This is a genomic window from Pseudomonas sp. GM24 (assembly GCF_000282235.1).
In the GTDB taxonomy this organism is placed as follows: Bacteria; Pseudomonadota; Gammaproteobacteria; order Pseudomonadales; family Pseudomonadaceae; genus Aquipseudomonas.
The window spans coordinates 37416-59759 of record NZ_AKJR01000206.1 but is presented as its reverse complement, the minus strand read 5'-3'; the positions used below and the strand labels follow the sequence as shown (position 1 = coordinate 59759).

The 22344-nt window shown below is 55.7% G+C and carries 13 protein-coding genes and 1 pseudogene; 7 read left to right on the top strand and 7 right to left on the bottom strand.

All coding sequences use genetic code 11. The features are described 5' to 3' along the window. Window positions 1-184 precede the first annotated feature (184 nt). From PMI23_RS22235 to PMI23_RS22210, 4 genes are all read right to left on the bottom strand, one after another. Window positions 185-1144 carry a hypothetical protein gene (locus PMI23_RS22235; RefSeq protein ID WP_007915630.1) on the bottom strand — a complete coding sequence of 320 codons (960 nt, stop codon included), beginning with the start codon at window positions 1142-1144 and terminating at the stop codon, window positions 185-187. Between the two features lie 818 nt (window positions 1145-1962). After that, entirely contained in the window at window positions 1963-3720 is a 1758-nt protein-coding gene (locus tag PMI23_RS22225) for a UvrD-helicase domain-containing protein (protein WP_007915634.1), read from the bottom strand. Continuing rightward, a complete protein-coding gene (locus PMI23_RS22220) occupies window positions 3717-5609 on the bottom strand; it encodes an ATP-dependent nuclease (RefSeq protein ID WP_007915635.1) in 1893 nt (630 codons plus the stop codon). Before PMI23_RS22220 ends, PMI23_RS22225 begins: the two co-directional genes overlap by 4 nt. Window positions 5610-6340: 731 nt before the next feature. Then, on the bottom strand, window positions 6341-6655 hold the full coding sequence (locus PMI23_RS22210) for a DUF6966 domain-containing protein (RefSeq protein WP_042705006.1): 315 nt from the start codon (window positions 6653-6655) through the stop codon (window positions 6341-6343). Between the two features lie 711 nt (window positions 6656-7366). Between PMI23_RS22210 and PMI23_RS22205 the strand changes: the two genes are divergently transcribed. From PMI23_RS22205 to PMI23_RS22185, 5 genes and pseudogenes are all read left to right on the top strand, one after another. Continuing rightward, complete coding sequence (locus PMI23_RS22205) at window positions 7367-8737, top strand: alpha/beta hydrolase (RefSeq protein ID WP_007915638.1); 1371 nt, start codon at window positions 7367-7369, stop codon at window positions 8735-8737. Window positions 8738-8739: 2 nt separating this feature from the next. Next, window positions 8740-9819 carry a trypsin-like serine peptidase gene (locus tag PMI23_RS22200; RefSeq protein ID WP_007915639.1) on the top strand — a complete coding sequence of 360 codons (1080 nt, stop codon included), beginning with the start codon at window positions 8740-8742 and terminating at the stop codon, window positions 9817-9819. After that, window positions 9816-11627, top strand: a complete 1812-nt coding sequence (locus PMI23_RS22195; protein ID WP_007915640.1) for a trypsin-like serine peptidase — start codon at window positions 9816-9818, stop codon at window positions 11625-11627. Before PMI23_RS22200 ends, PMI23_RS22195 begins: the two co-directional genes overlap by 4 nt. Next, the gene (locus PMI23_RS22190) at window positions 11624-14728 is read left to right on the top strand and encodes an ATP-binding protein (protein ID WP_007915641.1); all 3105 of its coding nucleotides are present in this window, start codon (window positions 11624-11626) and stop codon (window positions 14726-14728) included. Before PMI23_RS22195 ends, PMI23_RS22190 begins: the two co-directional genes overlap by 4 nt. Window positions 14729-14823: 95 nt before the next feature. Continuing rightward, window positions 14824-15117, top strand: a pseudogene (locus tag PMI23_RS22185) (hypothetical protein); the annotation flags it as partial. Window positions 15118-15609: 492 nt separating this feature from the next. Here PMI23_RS22185 and PMI23_RS22180 read toward each other — a convergent pair. Then, entirely contained in the window at window positions 15610-19203 is a 3594-nt protein-coding gene (locus tag PMI23_RS22180; RefSeq protein ID WP_238539553.1) for an SIR2 family protein, read from the bottom strand. 189 nt (window positions 19204-19392) lie between these two features. On the opposite strand from PMI23_RS22180, the gene PMI23_RS22175 reads away from it, so the two are divergent. Continuing rightward, on the top strand, window positions 19393-19608 hold the full coding sequence (locus PMI23_RS22175) for a hypothetical protein (protein WP_007916579.1): 216 nt from the start codon (window positions 19393-19395) through the stop codon (window positions 19606-19608). Between the two features lie 136 nt (window positions 19609-19744). On the opposite strand, the gene PMI23_RS22170 is transcribed toward PMI23_RS22175, so the two are convergent. Together PMI23_RS22170 and PMI23_RS22165 are read right to left on the bottom strand one after the other, a co-directional pair. Beyond that, window positions 19745-19963, bottom strand: coding sequence for a hypothetical protein (locus PMI23_RS22170; RefSeq protein ID WP_007916577.1), 219 nt, complete (start codon window positions 19961-19963; stop codon window positions 19745-19747). A gap of 95 nt (window positions 19964-20058) precedes the next feature. Further along, window positions 20059-20931, bottom strand: coding sequence for a DNA-binding protein (locus PMI23_RS22165; protein WP_007916575.1), 873 nt, complete (start codon window positions 20929-20931; stop codon window positions 20059-20061). A gap of 78 nt (window positions 20932-21009) precedes the next feature. On the opposite strand from PMI23_RS22165, the gene PMI23_RS22160 reads away from it, so the two are divergent. Continuing rightward, entirely contained in the window at window positions 21010-22155 is a 1146-nt protein-coding gene (locus PMI23_RS22160; protein WP_177321064.1) for a site-specific integrase, read from the top strand. Window positions 22156-22344: the final 189 nt, after the last annotated feature.

Sequence of the window (22344 nt, the reverse complement as noted above, 5' to 3'; positions counted from 1 at the left end):
GACTGTTCATGACGAAGGGCCCGCAAAGGGCCCTTTTCTGTATTCTCTCCAAAATCACTTGATCAGCTAAGTCTCAGGCATTGGGCACCTTTCTACTGAATTGGCCTGTTTGACGTACTCGACCGCGAGAGCCCAAACATTTGTGGCTGTACATGAAAATGCACATCTGCATGGGTGTCACGTCTCAGTCGTCGACCTCGAGAGATTTGTACTCGCATTTCTGTCGAGCAAAGTCAGTAGGTACCACCACAGATGCTTCAAAAAAGGTGGCAAAGTCAAAATCCTCCAAAGCAAAAGGCGCGACCAATACGGACTCCTGCGTGTTTCCCAGAAAAACGACAGGTTTGGAGGTTTTCACGTTGGCACACTCATGCGAGTAATTGAAATCAAGTGCATGGGCCATCAGGTAGATTTTCTCTGAGATTCTTGAATCATTCATTTCTTCGTTCGACCAGCCCGAACCAAAAAGCAAAATAACACTGGACACACATATGAACAGTAGCGAAAACAGTGGTGGTAGTTCCACATCGTCGCCCGCCCACTTGGCTTTAATCCAAGTCAAAACAATCAAAAAATGAGCCAAGGCAGTAATTGTTGCCAAAGCCAATACAAAGGGGATTAACAACTTAAAGAGCACGAGCCCTGTCGTCAGTACCAAGGTGACAGTGAATGCCGATGCGTCAACATGAAAAACGCTGTTAACTAAACCTGCCGCTCGACCTCGAGCATAAAATATGGCGCCCGACAAGATAATCGATACGATTAGTTTTGTGATGTAAAAACTCCATAGCGATTTGATTAAGGCCGATCGTTCCAGCGATACACCAACAAAAATCGTACACAAGGTCACGCCCCACAGTTGCAGCGTTAAACGGTGGTGCTCTATCCACTCAATATCACTACTTCCCCATCGGCCGATGGATAACAGTACACCGACTATACCGATCACCCCCATTGCCCAACTGAGGTTATAACGATGCTTTTGCTGTTCCCGTTCTTGCGCGATTAGAAACTCTGCCAAACGATGACTGATGCTACGCACATAGTAGTTTAACGACTTTACTGAATTGCTAGACAGATCTCGCTCGTCTCCTCTCAACTGGCGATGAATTTCTTCGAGACTCCGCTCAATTTCTTTTGTCATTTTCCGTCCATTTGCTGTGTAAGTGCTGCTTGTTTTTTATAGAGGGGTTTGAACGACCCGCGATGTTGAGCAATGATCGCCCTTGAATGGAGTTGCAGAAACGCACGACATCAATGTTCAGGAACTGGACCACTTTTTAGAGTATCGAGGTCGTCACTTGCCCAGACTTTGGCATTGGGTGCTGGCTTTTGAGCCTGATGACTGATGCTGCGCAGCGGGACTTTCAATTTGGCCGGTCACGTGGCGGTAGCCCCCGGCTTGAACGGACCTATACCCGTTCCCAGTCGCGAGGATCATCCGGTAGTCCAAGGGTGGAAGTGTCCAGCAGTTCAAACGTATCTGGATGGAGTACGGAGCTGGTGGCGTCGTTTAACAAGTCATCAATGGCGTGCAGGATGCTCTGATAACTGCCTAGGCTCTCGTGATCGAACACTGGATGAAATCTGCCATCTGCCGCTTGAGCAATGAAGAACGTGCCGACCCGTGTCTTGTATTTTAATATCGAGCGCATATGCTGGCTTGCCCGCGTTGTCGGTTGAAAATGGAACTGACCGAGAACGAAAGTAGCAAAACGACACCATGGCGTCCACCGTCCGATCTGCGCGGCGGAAACGGTGCGAGGCTGCAGGGTGGCCACTCTAGGGAAGGAAGCGAACGCCTCAAACCCTGAGCCCGCAATTCATTGTTGCTTTCGATATAACAGCCACCCGACAGGACGGCATTTAGAAACAACCAGATATGAAAACGACTGCAGGTAGCAGCCAATCCGTGGCCCCTCGCGAAACACTATCCAGGCGCGACGTCTTTCGGTTGACGGATTATCGCTGAGCTACATGAAACCCGAGCCCTCGAAGGGTGGTTCGCTCTGCGGCTTTCAATTTCTTGACTGCCCAGACCAAGAGATTTCTGGGTCTTGAACTCGCCACATAGGCGAGCCTTGCCGCTTCTGAGTTCCGATCACCAATCCAGTCTGCCCAATGTGACTGATCCCCTCGCCTGGAAGCTGAGACAAGCATGGTCGCTTCGTGGGTTTCGCCTTTGATCTCATGAATTGTTGCCAACCGGATGCTGCTCTCTTGCAACGTCACCAATGAGAGTCTTTGAGTGACCAATTGCTCACCGAGGCCCGCGGGGGAGCGCAATCCAAGTGCTGTCAGTGGTGCTATTGCTACGGCAATATCGGCGATGACAAAGGCCTGCTTTGGCAGTTCATTAAGACGAGCTTTGGCGACCTTGCACCACCCGCGCCAGTGCTGACCTGCGACCGAGGCGCCTGTAATTGTGACAAATGCCAAAGCCTGATGAAGAAATAAGCGCCATTCCAACTCGGACTCGACATCCACAGGGCAGTGGAAGGAGTTGGGTTTTGCCGAATACTCCAACTTGCTGGCAAGCCACCCTCCAAACAGCGCAAGCGACTTCTGGATGGCGATTGCCGAATCATTACCTGCCAAGGCGCAGGCCAGTGCCAAACGCTCGGTATCGTTCAGGTCATTGGCACCGGAGCAAAACCGACTCAGCGTCGAATGACCGCGCGAGACGATCACCCGGTTCGCGTAGCTGTCACTGAGGCTCATAAACAGCGGCATCGCTTCCGAGGGACAATCGTCATATTCGACAATCACTGGTGCAGCCGGCTGAATCGTTGGATTGCCGTGAATTTTGTTTCCCGGCACCAGTTCGGAGCAGAGGTCGACAATGGCCTGAGAACTGCGAAAATTCTGACACAATTGAAGACCGTTGAATCCATGATCGCGGATGAACTGCATGACACGTGCGGGATCTGCATGGCGGAATCCATAGATCGACTGGTTGAGATCCCCCACGATGTGCATTTTCACGCCCAGCCCCAGCAAACCCTCCAAGATGGTCAACTGCTCAACCGAAAGATCCTGACACTCGTCGATCACCAGAAATGGATAGCGCAGGGCCAGTCGTGCGCAAAAGGTGGACAGCTTTTCCTCCTGCAAGATCTGGATGGCGAGGTGTTCAACATCCCTATAGGTGGCAAAACCGGCCCCCTTAAAACGTGTCTTGGCCTCCCTGAGGTCGCGCAATTGCCAATCCGCCAATACAACGGCGTTCAGCTTGCGGTCCAGCCCAGGTTCCCCCGTTCGGAAGACAAACTTACCCGTTGCCAGATCCAAGTCGTACTGGTTGGCGGGAACGCGGATGTGTTCGATGGCGTACTTGGTTTTGATGTAAACCGTTGACGTGGCATCGACCAACCTCAGCCGGAAGTCGCCGTTTTTACCAGCATACCCGGTGAGCCGATGGGCCACGGGCGCCACGAGACAATTGAGGATAAAGCTGTCAATCGTCGACACCCAGTGCGGGTAGGCCACCGGTGCCCGTTGCCTATGAGCAATTAGCCGGCTCTTCAGCTCGTTGGCCGCGCTGTTGGCGAACGACAGCAGTGCGATTCCACCCGGATAGCCCTGCCAACCCTCGATTTCGCGTGCCACCTTGGCAGCAATCACCTCGGTTTTCCCGCTCCCTGGACAAGCTTCCAAGTAAATATTGTCGTCAATGGAGGAACCGAGATATCCACGTTGGTCGTCGCTCGGAAAGGTCATTCAGATCCCTCCTCAGCAATAGCGCAGGCCCAACAGATTGCCTGCTGGATATAGCGCGGTACGGCAAAGACGTAGTCACCCTGTTCGAGCTTGTCGGCCAGTAGCTGGGCGTAAAGCCCCTTCCCCATGTTGGTAGAATCAATACGCTCCAGAAGCTCGTAGGCATATTCAGCTTTCTGCGCCTCGGTCAAGGCCACGAAATCGGCCGCGAGCATGTCCTGGAACGCAGCCTTGACGGGGCCATCGGTGGGCCAGTTGTCGTACGCTACCTGCAGCATCAGTTGCAGATTGCCTGCCGTCATCGCCAAGTCATACTCAAAGGTTTTAAGGTCGCCACTAAACAAGCGCCCGTATTGGGATGTCGCTATGGTTGGAATCAGGCCCAGAGCAGGATTTGTTCCGGCGGCCAAATTCCCTGGGTGCGGTTTGATGGCCACGTCGACCAACTGGTCCTGTACCCGCACCTTATGGGTTTTCGCCGGATCTTTGTCGGTGAGGCCCGCGCAGGGAATAGGTAGATTACGGCTGCGCAACTGCCCATCAACCTCACAAAACAGCTGCATGAAATGGGCGAAATAGATGCCATTGAGGTTGATGACTGACACCCCGTAATCCTCCAGGGTGTTCAACCCTTTGCCGCGATTAGCAAGCACGATTTTCGCCAGCTCTGGCAGCGCAATGGCCTCTGCCACGCCCTCGACAAGGATGACGCCCTTGGAGAAAAGCAGGTTGGATTTGGTGACATCCAGCCAGCGGTCGATAAATCGTCGACTTTGTTCCGCTAGGCCGCAAAAACGCGCAGGAACGGCGAGTGGTTCGCCTCCGCCGTTGATATGGATGATGTTGTTGATGGAGACGGCCGACGAAATCACCGTGGAGTGGGTAGTGATTACTACTTGAATATTCTTGTTGAGGGCCACCTCCTGCAGGTGCTTTAACAGCCTGATTTGCAGTTGCGGATGCAGGTGCGCTTCCGGCTCCTCAATCAACAACAGCTTATGCAGTGTGCGCTCCCCCGGCCCCTCCCCATCCTCGACGATCAACTCCGCGAGGATGGAGGCGATGTACAGCAAGTTGTTGTAGCCCAAGCTGTTTTCATCCAGCGAGCGGAACTGCGACAGCTCGGCAGATGACGCGTTCGGAAAGTACAGCAAACGCAAGCCTTCGACGATCCTGGTGAAGTTGGATTCCGAAAACTGGATCGTAGTGTTTTGCGACAACCTTTCTCCCAAGGCGGCGCGTAGACTACTGGATATCAGGTCATTTGCCCTTTTAATGTCTTGTTCAGCCGCCAGCTGAGAATTGAAGTCGGCGACTTTTACTTCAAGCGGATGCAATGTTTTGGTTTTAGCACACACCTGTAACTGATCTTTGCACAATGCCTTCATCAGCCGGGATAATCTGGACTGCCGGCCCTCCCGCAGCTTCTGCTCTGCGTCACGCAACGGTGGCAAGTAGATGCAGTGAATTAGCTCCAGCGTCTGTTGATTGAAGGCCCCAGTCCTGATTGCGCCACCCCAAAGCTCCTGGCTGTAGCGACCGCGCAACTCGCGGTTGAGCACGGTCAGATTGAGTACCGCTTCGTCCTGGTCACCACACCAGGAGTCGAGTGCTACTTTCTCGAACACACTGAGGTCGCCAAACGTCGCCGTGATGGCGAAACTGGAGGCTGGCGCGGCGTCAAGCTCGAACGACTTGTGAAAATCGCGCTCGTTGACCGAGCGTTTACCGGACTCCGAATCCTGGAACAGCTGACGCAACGCGTTGATCACGCCCGTTTTACCTGCCCCATTCTCCCCAACCAATACGTTCAACCCTTCATGAAACTCAACCGTGAAACGCCTGCCGAAACTCTTGAAGCCCTCAACCTCTAGCTGTCTCAAGTACATTAAATCTCATCCCATCAATTCAACGCTTGGCAGGTGCGCTGGCGTGCGCTTACCCGGTGGTAATTGCCAATGTCGCTAAATGCTCTGGGGATGTCCATAGGCCATTAGCCACTAAGTTATGACTAGATTATTTAGGGCAACCCAGGTGCACGCCCCAGAATTGATGTCGCTATCAACCCTGCCCGTGACATTTCGCAATTTCTTCAAGGTGAGCAATGGTCGCTAGTGGCCGATTGCTGCTGGTCGCGACCGTAGGTGATTGGTGCTAGATAGGAAGAACTGCCTGAACTTGTATTAATTTCTTAGCCAGTTCAGCCAGAGCATTTTAGGGACTTCGGATCGAATGACACATTGGCCATACTTCGAGTGTCAGGTACTGGTTGCCATTCAGCAGTGGTGGCGTCGATTTCGCGCAGAGTCCATTGCTGGGGGCCGGACCAGGACAGTTCTATGTAGGGGCCTTCGAGTACTTCGTTCGCTATTAACATGTCGACTTCGTCGGCAGGTCCCGGGAGCATGCCTCCGACAGCAATGGGCACGCGCTGATGCAAAAGGCTGTTGAGCATGCACAACAACTCGGCACGTGATGTGTAACGCACTCTGTAATCCCCGACTTCTGTGTAGGCAAACACCAGGCTGCCGGAAACGGAGTCGACGGAGCTGATCAAAGTGAGATGCGTCGGTGGCAGGCCTGACCCGTTTGAATACCGTAGTTTGATAACTGCGCCCCTTTATGTAGTTCGCTTTATGAGCTCGACGAGCTTCGCGGCTTCATTGCGCAATTCATCGAATCTTTCGTTTAGCTCAACGTGACCCGGCTTCCAGCAAAGGACGCCATTCTCATCACTTTGACCAAGAATGAGATCATTGAATGAGCCCATTCCACCATAAGCTGACTGTAGGTACTCAATTCCGGAGTAATCAGAATCCATTAAGCGTGCTCTTGCCTTACGCATCCACAGGCTCCAGTGAGTATCTCCATCGCTCTCAAGCATTGCTGCAAGCTGATCAAGAACGCAGATCAGCTCTTCGGTTTTAGGTCCCATTTCTTGACATCGTCCAAGGTGAATCACGGTATGGGAAGGAACCCCACCGCCGAGTATTTTTCGTCAGTCTCGCTACAATAAGCTACTGTTTCGCAATCAGGTTGTCCAAGGGCCGCTTTTGGCCGGTTTCAGCCCTTGATGGCAGGCAAAAAACGGCCAAAAGCAGCCAGATATCAGAGAACCTCAACCGAGGCGCATGGCACGACGGGCGCAGTCGAGTCTCTGCCCTGTCCAGTCCTGAAATGCGCGATAGAAGGAATTGGGATCTTCAGAACCGAGCAGGAGTGCAATTTCCGCACCTGATTGGGCGGTTTTCCCCAAATAGTGGCCTGCCAAACTTTCGTGCGTTGCAAGTTGTCCAGCTATCCGAAACGCCTTCATCTGCCGTTTGCTTCGGTTTTATCGATACAGGAAGCCAGTGATGATGACAATATGCATCACTTTTTTCAGCCCGTTGTGCTCACAGTCGATAGCGATCACATCCGCCAAGCCCAGCCCTCCGGTAGGCTCACATTAACGAAGGTGTTGCAGTGGTGCAGGTAGCTTGGCTCCTACTCGCTTAAATAGACTGCTGCCATCGTCGAGGTGCAGAACTAAATATTGGCCGAGATGTGCATTGATGAATTATGGCTATTTGCAATCATCGAGGCATTTGGCTAATTTCTCTCAACCCCAAACGAGCACAGCTCGAAACCCAACAAGGAGGTTGAAGTGGATATCGTCATCCTGATTCCCGGTATTATGGGCACTACCCTCCTGGCAACCAGCGCAGATGGCAGGCCACAAGAGGTTTGGCCGCCGACCCCCTATGAAGCCGTGATGGGTTACAAGCGCCTGGATCTGCTGACTCGGCCCGACCTGAAAGTCGGCGAGCCGATCAACAAAGTGGCCTGCTACGACTTCTACAGCCTGCTGCGCGAACACCTTGACGACCTGGGGTTCAAGAACACCGATAAAGGCAAACGCCGGATCGAGTTCGGCTACGACTGGCGGCAAGACAACTTCGATAGCGCACAAAAGCTGGCTGAACTCCTTGAAAATCTGCACATCCAGGAGCCCGGTGCGCGCGTTACGCTGGTAGGCCACTCCATGGGCGGCCTGGTCTCGCGTTTGCTCCTCGAACAGGCGCAGAACCAAAAACAACCTTGGTTCTCCAACATCACCCAATTGATTACCCTGGGCACACCGCACTTGGGCGCACCGCTCGCACTGGCGCGTATCTTCGGCTTGGACAGCACCGCTGGGGTCAGTGCAACAGACGTCAAGCGCCTGGCTAACGACCCACGCTATCCGTCGGCCTACCAACTGCTCCCCGCCCCCGGCGAAGCGGCGGTATGGGCACTTAACAGCCCTGACCTGAGGGCCGTCGACATCTATGAACAACAGTCGGCCACGGACTTGGGGCTGGACTATGGCTTGGTGAACAAAGCTCGGCGGATGCACCAGGTGCTCGCTGCGGGCACGCGCCCTGAAGGGGTGCGTTACTTCTACTTTGCCGGCAGCGGCCATCAAACTGTCACCCGCATCAATGTCAACCATACCGCCGGCCAGGCTGTTGAACATGCCACGTCGGTCATTACCAAAACCAATGATGCCGGCGACGGCACAGTGCCGCTGTACAGCTCGTTACCTATCACTGGCCAGCGCCAGATCGTGATCAACGAGCACGCCACTGTATTCAAAGGCGAACCGTTCCGCCGTGCGTTCTTCCGCTTGCTAGGCGGGAACATTGGACCTTCCATCGAGGGAGCAGTCGACGAAACCAAATTGACGGGTTCTCTTGATCGTCCGGTCTACGAGCAGGGCGAGTACATCGAAGTGACGTTGGAGGTGCTCAACCTCAAGTCACTCGATGGTAAAGGGCGCACCGCTACCATCGAAGGGGAGCTGGTGATCACCGACGCTCGCGCAGATGCGAAATCGCCAGCCCATACCTACCGAGTGAACTATTCGGGGCCACTTCTCGACCGCCTCAGTCTGATCATCGAGTCCGATGAGCTCGCGCCGGGCCTCTATGAGCTGGCCTTCCAGGGCCAACCCGCACTCAGTCAACCGCTGCATTTCGCAATCACCACAGTGTGAACATGGACGTCGCAAAGCTACTGCGCAGTCGCCTGTGCAGCCAGGTAAATGTGCATGGCCGCGAAAGCCTTGGGTCGGACCCACTGAGCGAAAAGGCACGTGAGCATTCTCTCGCGCGCCTGGCTTTGCAGGTCGATGAAAACGACCCTGCGGCCAGGCACTTGTTGGCCAGTGCTCGCGCAGGCCTGGATTTCCTGCGCAGTGAAAGCGGTATCCTCACGCCGGCAATGCGTGTCGGCATCGAGGCCATCATACTCACCGACGGCTCGCGGCCGGCGCTGTTGGTCAGCAACGACAGCATCGACTTTCAGGACCCACTGATCGGCGGCTGGTTCAGCCGCCTGGCCAAGAACAAGCCCCTGCTCAGGGAAACGTTGGGCAAAATTGCCCGCATTGCCCAGCAGCAACCCAACGGTACCAGCAAAACGTTAGGCACGGGATTTATGGTCGGCACCGGCCTGCTCGCAACCAATCGCCATGTGCTGCAAGAAATGGCCGTACTGGACTGCGCCGGCATCTGGCGTTTCAAGGACGACCTGATAATCGATTTTGGCGGTGAGCATGACCGGAGCAACCCGCCGGCTGCACTCGCTCGGCCTGTCGCCGTTGAGCGCCTCGGGCCTGAGCCGATCTTGCAACTGTGCGAACCACGGCGCCTTGACTTCGCCTTGATCCAGATCCAGGCGCTGCCCAACAATTGCCTGCCCACGCCACTGCAAGTGTGCGATGCCGACGATGCCCAAGCCTTGAAGCCAGGCACGCCGCTAGTCACGATCGGCTTCCCGGCCAAGCCGTCGTTCGGCATGGAGAACGCCAAGGCCCTGTTCAAATTGTTCAAGGGCGTTTTCGACGTAAAGCGCCTCTCGCCGGGGCTGTTGGGCGATGCGCTGGGCCAGGTGCCCGGCGACAGCCACCCACCACGCTGCTTCAGCCATGACGCTTCGACCCTGGGCGGCAACTCGGGCAGTTGCGTGATCGGCCTGGACGATACCTGGCAAATAATCGGCTTGCATTTTGGCGGGCGATCCGGGGAGTACAACCTGGCCCATGACATACGTGCGGTGATGGAGAGTGGTGCATGACGGAGGCGGATCTACGCTTGGCCAAGTGGGTGGTCGATGGTGAGTTGGCCTTTGCCGAACTGTTTCTCACCCTGCAGCAAAGCGATGACACTAAGGTTCAGTACGATACCCTAAGCCAAGACGGCGATACGCTCGAACAACGCCTGGCCAGGGCCTTCGGCCATGCACGCGCGGGCGGTTGGCTGAGCGAGTTCTGCACCAACTGCGTGACCGCTCGGTTAGTGAGTCGCGGCTTCATCGAGGAGGCGATCAAGCAGACCGCATCGCCCTGGATGGTCAAAGCCCAGGCCTTGATCGATGCCGATTCACCATTTTTGAACAGTGCCCTGCATGCCAAGGGGCTACTGCACGTTGCCGACTATGTGTGCCGTATCGAGATTGATGGCCGGCATGCCGGTACGGGGTGGCTTGTACCGCCAGACATGGTGGTCACTGCCGGCCATGTGCTGACTTCAAGCGCAACAAATGACCCGTTGGTCGACATTGACAAGCAGGAGGAAGCAGACCCTTTCAGGGTCGTCGTTTACTTCGACGACAAAGTCGATATGTTCGGGGGCCGCCGCGTACGCCGCAAACCCCGTGAATTCCTGCTCGCCGAACGGTGGCTGGTGGCACTCAATTCACCGCCAATACAGCCTGGCGGTATCGTCCAGCATGGTTTAGACGGCCAAGACTACGCCATCATACGCCTAGCCGAAGCGCCGCTGCCTATGGCCAAGCGTATGGAAATGAAAGCTACCCTGCCATATCACGAAGATTACCTGCTGGTGATGCAGCATCCCGAAGGCCAAGCGATGTGCCACCAGCAAGGCAACGTCACCGGGCTGCACGTGACACCGGGGCTATTCCAGCACTCCGTCAATTCCGAACCCGGCAGCTCCGGGGCGCCATGCTTCGACGTCAACTTCAGGGTGGTCGGGGTGCACACCGGAGAGATGCTGGGGGTGACACCCGCCAGCAACCTGGCAACGGCCATCGATCAAGTGGCTGCGACCATTGCTCAGCTACCGGCGACACTGCCGTCGAACTGGCCCTACAGCTTCGATGATGCCGATGGAGTCCCGTGGCCGATCGTCGACCGCGAGCAGACCCTGGCATGGCTGCGCGAGGCCTGCACCGACGACCACCAGCGCGGGCTAATGATTCGTCCGCCCCTGCGTATGCCCGCCGGCATGACCTTCACCGCTGAGCTGTTCAAAGCCCTGCTCCCCCAGGAACTGCACCGTGTGGTGCGCATGTCAGCGCTGGATATCCACGCACTTGGCGCAGAAGCATTCGCATTGCAGCTGCTGGCGGCAGTCGGCAAGAGCAACGCCACGCCGTTCACCCCGCCCCAAGGTGACACCACATCCATAGCCTACCTGCGCAACACCTTGGTACCCGAATTGCTGGCCAGGCTCGACCAGGCGCGCATGGAGCGCCATGTCTGGTTGTTGCTTGACGACCTGAAGCGCCCAGACGCCGCCCATATCTCCCTGGGCGATGGCAACAACCTTCGCGAATTGTTGGACTTGCTCTACGAGGCACTGGCGGGCTACAGCTGGCTGCGCATCGTGTTGCTGGGCTATGAGGGCACGCCACCCAGAGCCTCCGCCGCCTACTGGAGCGAACAGACGCTGCCCGAGCTTACTCCTGCAAGGTTCTCGCAATACATGGAAAAAGCCTTCGCTGGCGTGCCTGACATCAAGTACCGCGCAAGGTTGAGCAAGCAATATAAAATAGTGACCACAGGCCAGTCCGCAGAAGCCAATCTGCACTGCATGGCCACGACGTGCGGGCTGTTCCTCGACAACATGAGATCCCTATGACGGCCTCTGACGACGAAGCACTCAACAAGCGCCTCGCCGCGCTGGAAGAACGCCTGGCGGCCCAGCAAGTGACGGCCATCGACGGCCTCACCGACAAGTCGCGCGAACTGATTGCCAAAGTCGCCTTGGCAGGTGCTTTCGACCTCGGCCAACTGGCACGCAAAGCATCCCCCAGCGAGCGCGAGGCGCTGGTTGCGCACCTCAGCGATATCTCCGAACTGGTGATTGATACCGGCGACATGTACCGGCGCCTGTCCACCGGGCCTCGGCGCAAGGCGCTGGCCGAATTGCTGGCCAATCCGGGGTTCACGCGCAAGGTACTTGACCATTTCAGGCCCGCCCCCCGAGACCTCGAAGGCATGTACACCGCGCAACTACTGCGTGGCTGGCAGCCGCAACTGCAACTGCTGAGTACGCCGCAGTTGCAATCCTTGGCGGTGGCCACCGGTTGGCTGCAAGGCTTGTCCGACACCCGTAAAACCCTGAGCCTGCCAGATGCACGGCAGGTGCAAAGCGAAATTGCCAACCGTATCCGCGACCAGGAGTTACAGGCGCTCGTGGGTGAAGGCCTGATCGGCCGCGAAGATGAACTGAGCGAACTCCAGGTCTTCGCCACCGATACGCAAAATAAAGGGCAAATTCGGGTCATCGACGGCGAAGGCGGAATCGGCAAGTCGAGTCTGCTCGCGGCACTGACCCAATCATTGAATGCCCTCACGCCTCCCCTGCCCATCGTTCATTTCGATTTTGACCGGCCCTCGCTAGACCCTGAAGGGCCTGGCCTGACCTTGGAGCTCACTCGCCAGTTGGCCCGCTGCAACCCTAAGGCCAAAGACGATTTCAACGAGATCAGAAAGAACTTCAAGCGCTCATTCACCGACCGTTCGGCTAGCCGCTACGACATGAGCTCTAGCCGCGAGCAGACGGTGTCGTCCAGCATGGAAGGCAGCGCGTTCATCCGTTCAGTCATTCACCGGCTCGGGCTGCACAATCAACCTGTATTGCTGGTGCTGGACACGTTCGAAATGCTCGCTGGCCGTGGCGATAGCGCCGTCGGCGCGTTAGCCGAGTGGCTGGAAATAGTCTGGCAGGACTTCGACATGCACGGCATGCGCGTGCTGGTAGCAGGGCGCGCGGCGGCAAACATGGCGCTGCCATTGGGCACCAGGATCGGTAAACCGTTCAACTTGGCGCCACTGTTGCAACGCCATGCCCGTGCCCTGCTGAGCCGTGAAGGCCTGAGTAGCAGCCATGCAAAAAAAGTGGCCGCCGCACTGGACGGCAACCCGCTGGTACTGAGGCTCGTGGGCCGTTACCTGGCAAACCATCCCGACCATGTAGAAGAATTCCTGAAAGATGCTGCCGGGCTGGACAAGGCGCTCGGCCAGGGCGTGCTCTACACCCGCATTCTCAACCGCATCGGCATTGGCGAGAGCGACCCGCTGCGCAAGCTGGCGTATCCGGGGTTAGTACTGCGTGTGGTCACGCCAACACTGGTGCATGACGTGTTGGCCCCACTGGTACTGGGCGACAAGCTATCGGAGGACCAATCGCAGGCGCTGTTCGACCGCCTCAGGCAGTACGCCTGGTTAGTCGATGAGCACGCGCCGAATCAGGTACGCCACCGCAAGGACCTGCGTATCGTGACCTTAGGCCTGCTGCGCAAGGACCCGGTGGCCGGACCGCTTGCGCTGCAGTTGCACCGAGAAGCCATTAAATATCATCGTGAAGAATGTGACCCCGACCTGTCGAGCGAGCAGCACCTACTGGAAGTCGTCTATCACCGCCTGATGACACTGCGAAGCCCGCAGCAGTTGGACCAGCAGGAACAGATGCTGGTCAGGCAAGCCATGGCCGGCGACCTCAGTGAACTCACGCCCTACCCGGCAGCGCTGGCACGCGCCTACTGCCAAATGCCGCCGTTGCGCGAAGACCTTGCATTGTTGCCGGGCGAGTTGCAGCGTGAAGCGACCGCTGAATACGCCTGGGCGCTGATCGATGCCGACCGGGCCGAAGAAGCCTTGGCACTGCCGACACCGGGCTTTCTGCCCGTGTGGTGGCTGACAGCGCAGCATGACTCGGCCAGGTGGAATATCCCTGCCGTTGGTAATGCGCTTGGCATGGGCTATGAGGCCTTTCGCGGTATCGCCTCAAGCACCCGCGAGCATCAACAGAACGCCCTCGCGATCAGCGCATTCCTCGATCTCTGGCGGCGCCGAACCCGCAATATCCCCAAACCTTCAATGGTGCTGCGTTTAGTCGAAGCACGACGCACAAAACGCACGAGCGGCCAGCTCAAGTCCATGGTCGCTTGGGGCATTGGCGCGCTGCAGCAACCTGCCAACGTCGATCAGGAATGGGTGGTGATGTACTCGATCCTGACGCAGACCCTAGATGATTCAAAGCTCGACAATTACGAGAAAGCACGCCTCTGGTTACTGTTGTGGGCGGCGGGCCACGTCAGTGAGGACGACCTCTTCGTGGTTCACGGTGATGCCTTGTCACTGGACGACCGTTGCCTGGCCAAGCTCCATAGGTTGTGTGATGTCGTGCCGGGCAGTTACCCGCTTCGTGCTTGCCTGGCCAAGATCAGTAAGCAACGTGTCGAATTGGAGCAGGTCGGGCTCTATACCCGCCGCCTTGCCGAGGCCATCACCCAGTGCCAGGCCAATCGGATTGGCTTTTTCACGATCGCTGGATTCACCCCCAACGAAATGCTGCCTGGGATGATCGTTGAGTTACGTGCTCCCACCAGACAACTGATCCGCTCTGCCCTCATTGATGCCTCTCAGCGCCAAGCCGCCAATCGGTACTTCCTCGATCTGATTGCCAAGACACCAGGCACCCCGGCAGCGCTCAAGCAGGATGTATGGCTGAGCAAATTATGGAAAAGCAGTGGCAATAGGGTGTTGATACCCTTCGTGGAGTGGCTCGCGCGCATGTGTTTGGCCAGTGAGGTGTGCCGCGAGTTCGAGCGGATCTGTACTGGCGACGCTTCGCGGCAGTTCCGCCAACTGGCACAGGCCTGGCGCTTGGTCGAGGCGCTTGAGCCATCCTCACCAGCGCCCACGACTCGAAGGCCCGAAGGCCCCAGCCGCTGACAAATCGTAAAAGGTCCTAACAGGCTCTGTCGCGTCTAGACTGAGCACAACAGATCAGATAACAGCAACCGGGGGGCCACACATAGAGGTGTGCGATGAGCCAGTTCAAGCGTCTGTTGGTAATGCTCAACCCGAAAATGCATCACACGCCAGCGCGGCGGGATATAGCGGGGCCTTGCTGGATATCAACGTATTTCGACGATGTCGCCACCTTCGCGTTGATGAGCGATGGCAAGCGGCTGCTCGCCGACAATCGCCAATCGCTGGCCGACGAGGCCGAGCAACTGGGCAGAGACATCCGCCAGCCTCTGCCACGGCAGATCACCGCTGCAGTCGACCTCAACGCCCTCGGTGCCGGCAAGCACCTCGACGCCCCCTTCATCCACTGTACCCTTGGAGCGTCGGCATTTCGTCGAGGGTGCGGCCGATCGAATGATGAGCATCTTTGGCGTCGCTGGGCTGATTGAAGCGATCAGGACCTGAGTCCAAGCGTTTTCGCGTCTGTATACGGCTTTCTGGGCCGCGGCTGGTTACCGACCGGGGTAGATCTCCACTTACATCTGCGAATTTTAAAGCTGCCCCAGCTTCTTTCGCTACTCGACGTACTTACTTGCGTTTTCAAACAGCCTGGGCCGAAAGCGGACGATGATGAGCGGCTGCTTTCGGCCAAAAGCGGACACTCACTCTCGAAAATCTCTGTAATCTTCCAGCATGGAAAAAGCAGTCCTCTTACAACTGGCCGGCTAATCCGGCACAATTGTACTCAGCAGACTATTTAACGCGCCAGAGCCCTCTTTAAGGCGGGCCTTCATACTTGGTGATATTAAAAGGCCCGTGCATAAATTAACCGTTAGTTAATGACTAACTTGTCTCTGAGAATATTATTCCTCCTCAAATAGCCTCACTTCAGGTAACGGATCGTTTTTTGCGCTCGCTAAGAGAGACTCCAGATCTGGATGCCCGCTGGCGCTATGCTTTACGATCGCCTCCGCCAATTTTGCGCAACCGGACCTTATTGCCGAAATGAATACTGCCTCTTTCGCCACAGAGTATTCAGCGACGTAGGACGTGCTCTGGAAAAGATCAGGAAGGCACTCTGCTACTGTCGTAACGTCTTCGTCAGTGAGCCAGGACCGGTTTAGTAGATCACGAACCACAACTAACAAGGGTGCGATCACCGTCAGCCGACCAGACTCAATGAGGGAAATCAGTCGGGGGATCAATTTATCAGCTATCTCATCGATCCCCAGTTCTTTGGCCTTGATCACCGCACGAGCAGCGAATCCAACCTTGCTCACGTCCTTATCTCGAAGGCCCTGCTTAATTGCTCTGGCCAGCTCATGCCTTAATTCTGGAAGATGCTTTGCGAGGTAGCAAAACGCCAGCGGTGTTGCCGGGAAACTTTCCTGTGACGCGAATTCTTTGAATCGAAGGGCCAAGTCTTGAGTCACCTGCTCTTTTCCCAGCCAAGGTAATACGCTCTTGGCGAGAACCTCCGCAACCAGTGGGCCTGGCTCATTTGGATCGGAAAACATCTTAAATAGGGCTGAACCGTCATCACCTGGCTGCCTCCAGACAATCAATTCATTAAAGCACGTGAGCGCCTGATCTGGAGTGGGGGCCAATCTATTGTCACTCGCATGAGCTTGCGACGCCCATAGTAATTTACGGAGGTCTTTGACTTCCAACGACATGGGGGTCCGATACAAAAAATCCCTTATAAGCCGATCCGTTTTTACTCGATCAGGTGATGGAAGAAAGCTGAATACGTGAGGGAAGAAACTAGCGATGGGTAACGAATCAAGTGGGGCATCGGCACCATAAATCGCTTTAGCCAGATAGGAATTCTCCTCCTCGGTGGTGTAGCCCTTCAAGACCAGCGGCAGGAGGCGGGCAATGGTTGGGGTACTTATATTCGGGATTGAACTAGATTGGTTAAGTTGCTCCAACATTTCTGCCGGAATTCCCTCTATAGGACGGCTTATCAATGGGGGGGGCGCTAATGAATGCTTCGCGATGGAATCAATCATCTCGAGGATTCTTAGCTTTATTCTTGGATTGTCCTTTCGCGAGCCAGGATTGTTCGCAATCAGTTCAGGCCACTCAGGATTGTTTCTCTCACATGCCAGAGGAAACATCAGAATCTCCTCCAGCAATTCGTTCTGTTGGCTGGCGGGAATACTGTGCAAAGAATAATTTAGCAAATGCCCATAAGACCTAGACACCCAAACATGATTTACAACTTTGTTTTCGTCCAGGCCAATTGCAAAGCGGAAAGTCTCTTTGGCTTCGTCTGCTGTGGATCTTACGATCAATCTAGCATAGGCCTCAAGCATGACTCTAAGCTTTGAAAGAGCGAAAGCTGAACTAACATTTTTTGAATAGTATCTATTCAGGAAATGTTTAATTGCATCCCGACACAGCCGTTTCATGTCATCAACCGCTTCCGCTGGTGCGGCCGCGACATTGACACGGGAAAGCATGCGATTCAGATTAGGTGACGTATCAAGACTAGCAAAGCGCAGCGAGTGCTTCATGCGGTCATGCTGTGTCAGCTCATCTAGGAAAGCGATGTTTTCGAATTGGGTCGAGAAAAGGTTAGCCCCTTCGTACGTGGGCAAAACCCCTGTCGAACGCATCAGTCCGTCAGCGATCAAGAGAACATGAACTTCATTGCTCAAATGTACTGTTTTGGAGTTATCCTTGTATTGGCCCACTTGAAATGACGGTTCGACTGAAGCTTTTTTATCATTTTTATCCAGCCTCTCTCTAACCTTCTCCTTGAGGTGTTCAATCTCGTCCCACGGATCACACTTCCATCTGGATAAGATGCTTTTGGGTAGGGAATTTGATTTGGCGGGACGGTCGCTGTCTACAGCCCTCGCCAACAGGTCTGCCCATGCAAGTCTCGATAGGATTTGTACCGAGTTTGGGTTTTTTCGATGCTGCTCGATGAGTTGAGCGTGGCCATCTAGGACTAACTTGACCGCTTGCTCAGTCTGACCTAGCTCAGCGAGGACACCTGACTTTTTAAGTTTCCATTCCGCTGAGTGCTCTGGAAGTTGAGAGGCGCTGGTCTCCATCTCTGAGAAATTCAGATCCAGCCTGGCGCGATTTACTTTGAAGTATGCAACCTCTGCGACGACATCCGGCCAGAACTGGGTACGTTCTTCAATACGCGCAATAATTTCATCTTCGAATCGCCTTTGTTCTTTGCGTTCACCGATAGACCAGCGAGCGGTATTAAGCAGCACCAAGGCGACCTCTAGCTGTTGCCTTATCGTCAGTGTCGCGGGTTCATAGATGATCTTGAGGAGGGACTCCAACAGCCAACCCGGTAGTGCGTCAAAAGTAATGCTGTAACGCCAGGAGACTTCGTAGAGAATTTTCTCCCGCAGTTCGATCGTGCAGGCGTCTAAAACACTGGGGGTTATGCTCCTGACTCCATACTGAAACTGAAGATATAAACGTAACCCATACGGACAGACCAACCAGTGCGGGTAACTTTTTCGGTCGGACTCCATCATCGATGCAGCCTCTGCGAGAGGAAGACCTTCAATTGATTGTGGTCTCCACTCTGAGGGGTGCGCCGGCTTGAGCTTATTCAGCGTTTCGATAAACAGTTCTGTGGCTTGAAGGTGTCGCAGTCCAGGGTCGTCCAGATGTTTGACGGCATCCCATAGGTCGATGGGCGCGACGTTAATGGATTCGAGATATTTTCTCTTCGCAGCTGAAAGGTTCAGAGCGCCCACCAAGTACACTCGGCGCGATTGGCTCTGCAAATGATCACGTACCCAACCGGTCCACTGCAAGAAATTAGGATCCTCACCTGAGAAGCCCAGCAGGCATAGCTCGTTCTCGATAAACACTTGGCGAGAAAAATTCACAAACGCGGCGTGGGTTTCGGGGTAGCGCCGGTAGTCTTCCTGAGTGAATATCAGTTCCTCGGTGACGTTGACCGTGCCGTGAAGCTTGGTAATTCGGGGTGGGGCGACGGCGGCCAAGTCGGTTTGCTTTGTCACAGTGCTGTAAATTGGGTCATGAACACGTTCACTGGCACGCTCAAGAAGGGTATCCCAATTTGTCGTCAAAACATCAGACCAAGGAAGCTGCAACAGTTTGGTGTGCAAGTCACCCGGCGACCAAGCTGAGTCATCGATCTCTGCTCTGATGAGATCATTGAGTGTCTGCTGTCCGAATTGCGCCTTGTATAACTCCGCCAAGCGTAGGGGGTCGAGATACGCTAAATTCGGATCCCCGGGGTCCAGTTCAGTTGCCAGCTTTCTTGAGAAATCCATCCAAAGCGGCATTAGGCGTGTGCTGTCGCCACTTTGTGCAGCGCACCTGCTAAAACCTGCCCCGACCATTACCGCGGCCCCTCGATACGAGGAATCCTGACGCCACAGTACACCTGCCAACTTCTTCAGCGCAGGATAATCCTGGAGCGCTTTTACTTTTTGTTCAGAAAATTCCATAAATGAGAGTCCATCCAAGGTAAACATCCAATGCGATATCGTAATGCCATCGTACTCGACCCTCAGGTGGTTCTCTAGAGGTTGCCAACGTAGCGCACACCCTGGATCTTTGCGATTTTCTGGATTGCTCTGGGCGTCTGGACAGTTTTCATCCATGTGACGAACCTAGGGTCATGAAGGAGCGGGGCCATGCCCAAGATTGTCAGCACGAAGGACTTGCATATCTATCTCGCAGACGCGAACGAAGCGGGTTTGTTCAAGTGCTTCGTGGCGTGTTTCCTAATGGGAAAGCGCATTCAGGCCGATACCGCAGTTCAGGCGTATCGGGTGAATGAGAAAAAAGGGCCCACTAAGGGCCGTTTTTTAATCACGTTGCCTTGGCGTTCCACAATTATGGTGGAGTGACTCCAATAGTAGGATGTTGGAGCACTCCTCATTATTGAACTGAGCTGCCTCAAAAATACAACCGTCCGCTTTTGGCCGAAAGCGGCCGTTTGAGAATAGCCGCATTTTGGCCGATTGATGACGGCCTCAACGATTCCTAGCATAGCCGTAATCGCATGATCGCATCTGTTATCGCTTTTGCGTTTGCATCCAGTGTCCCCAAAGCAGCGACGGCGTTATCAGCAGCAATGTCTGCGCCATCCCCTGAAATCCAATGAGTGATCTCTTCGATAGCCGCACCGAGCGCATGCTGGTTGTGCAGCAGCAGCGTCAGCGCATCGGCAGTGGCGATTTTGGAATCCGAGTTACTTGGCATTTGTATCGTCCTTGAATGATAGGTCTGAAAGGTCAATTCGTGTTTACCAGAACAGATTAGCCCAAGCATCTTTGCTGGCATTAGCGGTAGTGCTTTTAGTTTTTTGTAGTTGATACCGTTTTTTTTCGGGCTCTTGGCTTACGCCTGGTCTCGGGAATCTGACGAGTCTGAGTCAACTGCTGTTCCAGGGTTTCAGCCCGGGCTAGCTGCGCCGCGGCATGCTGCTGAGCTTGGCTCATTTCGCTATGGGCCAACTCCAGCTTTCGTTGCAGGTCGTCATGCTTTCGGCTGGCGGCCTTTAACTGGTTTACTGCGGCCTTCCCCTCCTCCCGGGCGCGATCGATCTCGCGATGGGCGCGATCCTCAACCCCACGCAGATAACTATCCTGAGCTGTTCGCTCCTGTTCATGCTTCTGTCGTAACGCCTCGAAATCCTGCTGAAGTGTCAGGTTTTGCCGTTGGGTATCAAGCCGCTCGCGCAACAACACGTCACGCTGCTGTTGCAGCTCCTCAATCTGCGTCTGCCGCTGTACCAGCAGCAGATCCAGGTCAGCTAACCGCGATTCGGCCGCCTGACGCTTGGTCACGGCCTCTGTGACCTGTTGGCGCCCCTTTGCTAAATCCTGACGCACTTGATCCTCGACCGTCGCCAGCCGTTCACGCTCGGCCTCCAGTACTTCGCGCTGCTGATCCAACGCTTGTTCGGCCACACCTTGCGCTAAGTGAATCGCTTGCTGCCATACGGCAACGAAGGCTTGCGACACCTCACTAGGTAACGCCGGCAGTCGCGTTTCTCCGTTCAGGCGTTCGGCCAAACGCGCCCACCAAATATCCAGCAACCCGCCGACTCGCGCCGGACTACCTCGGCCCAATTCCAGGCGCACTCGCTCCACCGTCGGCCGCTCACCACGGGCCAGCACCGTATCCGCCGCGGCAAACACCTCGTGTTCCGGTACTCCTACTGCCATGCCTGATCTCCGCGTATATTAGGTCTGATAATTAAATGTTATCCGACGTTATTTTCTTGAATTTGGATTAATAATACGTTGAACGTATCAAATATTACAGATCGACTGGCTCTGGTAGACGAAATGCCGCTTAACCCGCAATCCTTGGCGCTGCACGCCCAGGAAGCCGCGGCGGCGTTTATTGCCGCCGGCACCGCGGCCAATACGGTGCGCAGCTATCGAAGCGCCCTCGCCTACTGGTCGGCCTGGTTGCAGCTGCGTTATGGCCAGGCGCTGGGCGATGCGCCCCTTCCCCCAGCGGTAGCCGTGCAGTTTGTCCTCGATCACCTGGCCCGGCCGCTGGCCGATGGCGGCTGGGCCCACCTGTTGCCGCCCGGCATTGACGCCGCCTTGGTCGCTGCCCGGATCAAGAGCAAACCGGGGCCACTGGCGTTCAATACCGTTAGCCACCGCCTGGCGGTACTCGGTAAATGGCACCGAATCAATGAGTGGGACAGCCCAACCGAAGCACCGGCTTTAAAAAACCTGCTGCGCGAAGCACGCAAGGCGCAATCGCGCCAGGGCGTCAACGTGCGCAAGAAAACCGCGATCGTGCTTGAGCCGCTGCAGGCGCTGCTCGCCACCTGTGACGACGGCGTGCGTGGTATTCGTGACCGCGCCCTACTCCTGCTGGCTTGGAGCGGTGGCGGTCGGCGTCGCTCGGAAGTGGTCGGTCTGCAGGTCAGCGATGTGCGCCGCCTGGATGCCGACACCTGGCTGTACGCGCTGGGCACGACCAAGACCGACACCGGTGGCGTACGCCGGGAGAAACCGCTGCGCGGACCAAGCGCCGCAGCGCTGGCCGCCTGGCTGGCCGCGGCACCAGCCGAGTCGGGCCCGCTGTTTCGCCGGTTGTATAAAGGCAACACGGTGGGGAGTATGGGATTGTCGGCCGACCAGGTGGCGCGCATCGTCCAGCGCCGGGCGAAGTTGGCTGGCCTCGAGGGCGATTGGGCAGCGCACAGCCTGCGCTCGGGCTTCGTGACCGAGGCAGGCCGGCAGGGCGTGCCGCTCGGCGAGGTGATGGCGATGACCGAACATCGCAGCGTCACCACCGTCATGGGCTATTTCCAAGCCGGCGCACTGCTAACAAGTCGGGCGACAGCGCTGTACGGAGCTGCCAGTTCGAAAACGAGCGAGACCATAGCGAGTGATCGTGCGCCTAAAGACAAGAGTCTTCCCTGAGGCTAAATAAGTTTTGGTGTACGCCCTCAAGACCTTTTGATGACTGCTGAATGCAACAGTGGCGAGTTATCGGGTTGTCTCCAGTATCGACCATCGCCCTTTCAAGGAAACACGAAGCGAGACACCAGACCGCACGTCAGCTTTTATCGCAAATGCACTTACCTTCCAGTCGGGTGACCTAACATTTAG

Coding starts and splice junctions, on each gene's coding strand:
- PMI23_RS22235 (WP_007915630.1), bottom strand. CDS start 1,144: ATGACAAAAGAAATTGAGCGGAGTCTCGAAGAAATTCATCGCCAGTTG.
- PMI23_RS22225 (WP_007915634.1), bottom strand. CDS start 3,720: ATGACCTTTCCGAGCGACGACCAACGTGGATATCTCGGTTCCTCCATT.
- PMI23_RS22220 (WP_007915635.1), bottom strand. CDS start 5,609: ATGTACTTGAGACAGCTAGAGGTTGAGGGCTTCAAGAGTTTCGGCAGG.
- PMI23_RS22210 (WP_042705006.1), bottom strand. CDS start 6,655: ATGGGACCTAAAACCGAAGAGCTGATCTGCGTTCTTGATCAGCTTGCA.
- PMI23_RS22200 (WP_007915639.1), top strand. CDS start 8,740: ATGGACGTCGCAAAGCTACTGCGCAGTCGCCTGTGCAGCCAGGTAAAT.
- PMI23_RS22195 (WP_007915640.1), top strand. CDS start 9,816: ATGACGGAGGCGGATCTACGCTTGGCCAAGTGGGTGGTCGATGGTGAG.
- PMI23_RS22190 (WP_007915641.1), top strand. CDS start 11,624: ATGACGGCCTCTGACGACGAAGCACTCAACAAGCGCCTCGCCGCGCTG.
- PMI23_RS22180 (WP_238539553.1), bottom strand. CDS start 19,203: ATGGAATTTTCTGAACAAAAAGTAAAAGCGCTCCAGGATTATCCTGCG.
- PMI23_RS22175 (WP_007916579.1), top strand. CDS start 19,393: ATGCCCAAGATTGTCAGCACGAAGGACTTGCATATCTATCTCGCAGAC.
- PMI23_RS22170 (WP_007916577.1), bottom strand. CDS start 19,963: ATGCCAAGTAACTCGGATTCCAAAATCGCCACTGCCGATGCGCTGACG.
- PMI23_RS22165 (WP_007916575.1), bottom strand. CDS start 20,931: ATGGCAGTAGGAGTACCGGAACACGAGGTGTTTGCCGCGGCGGATACG.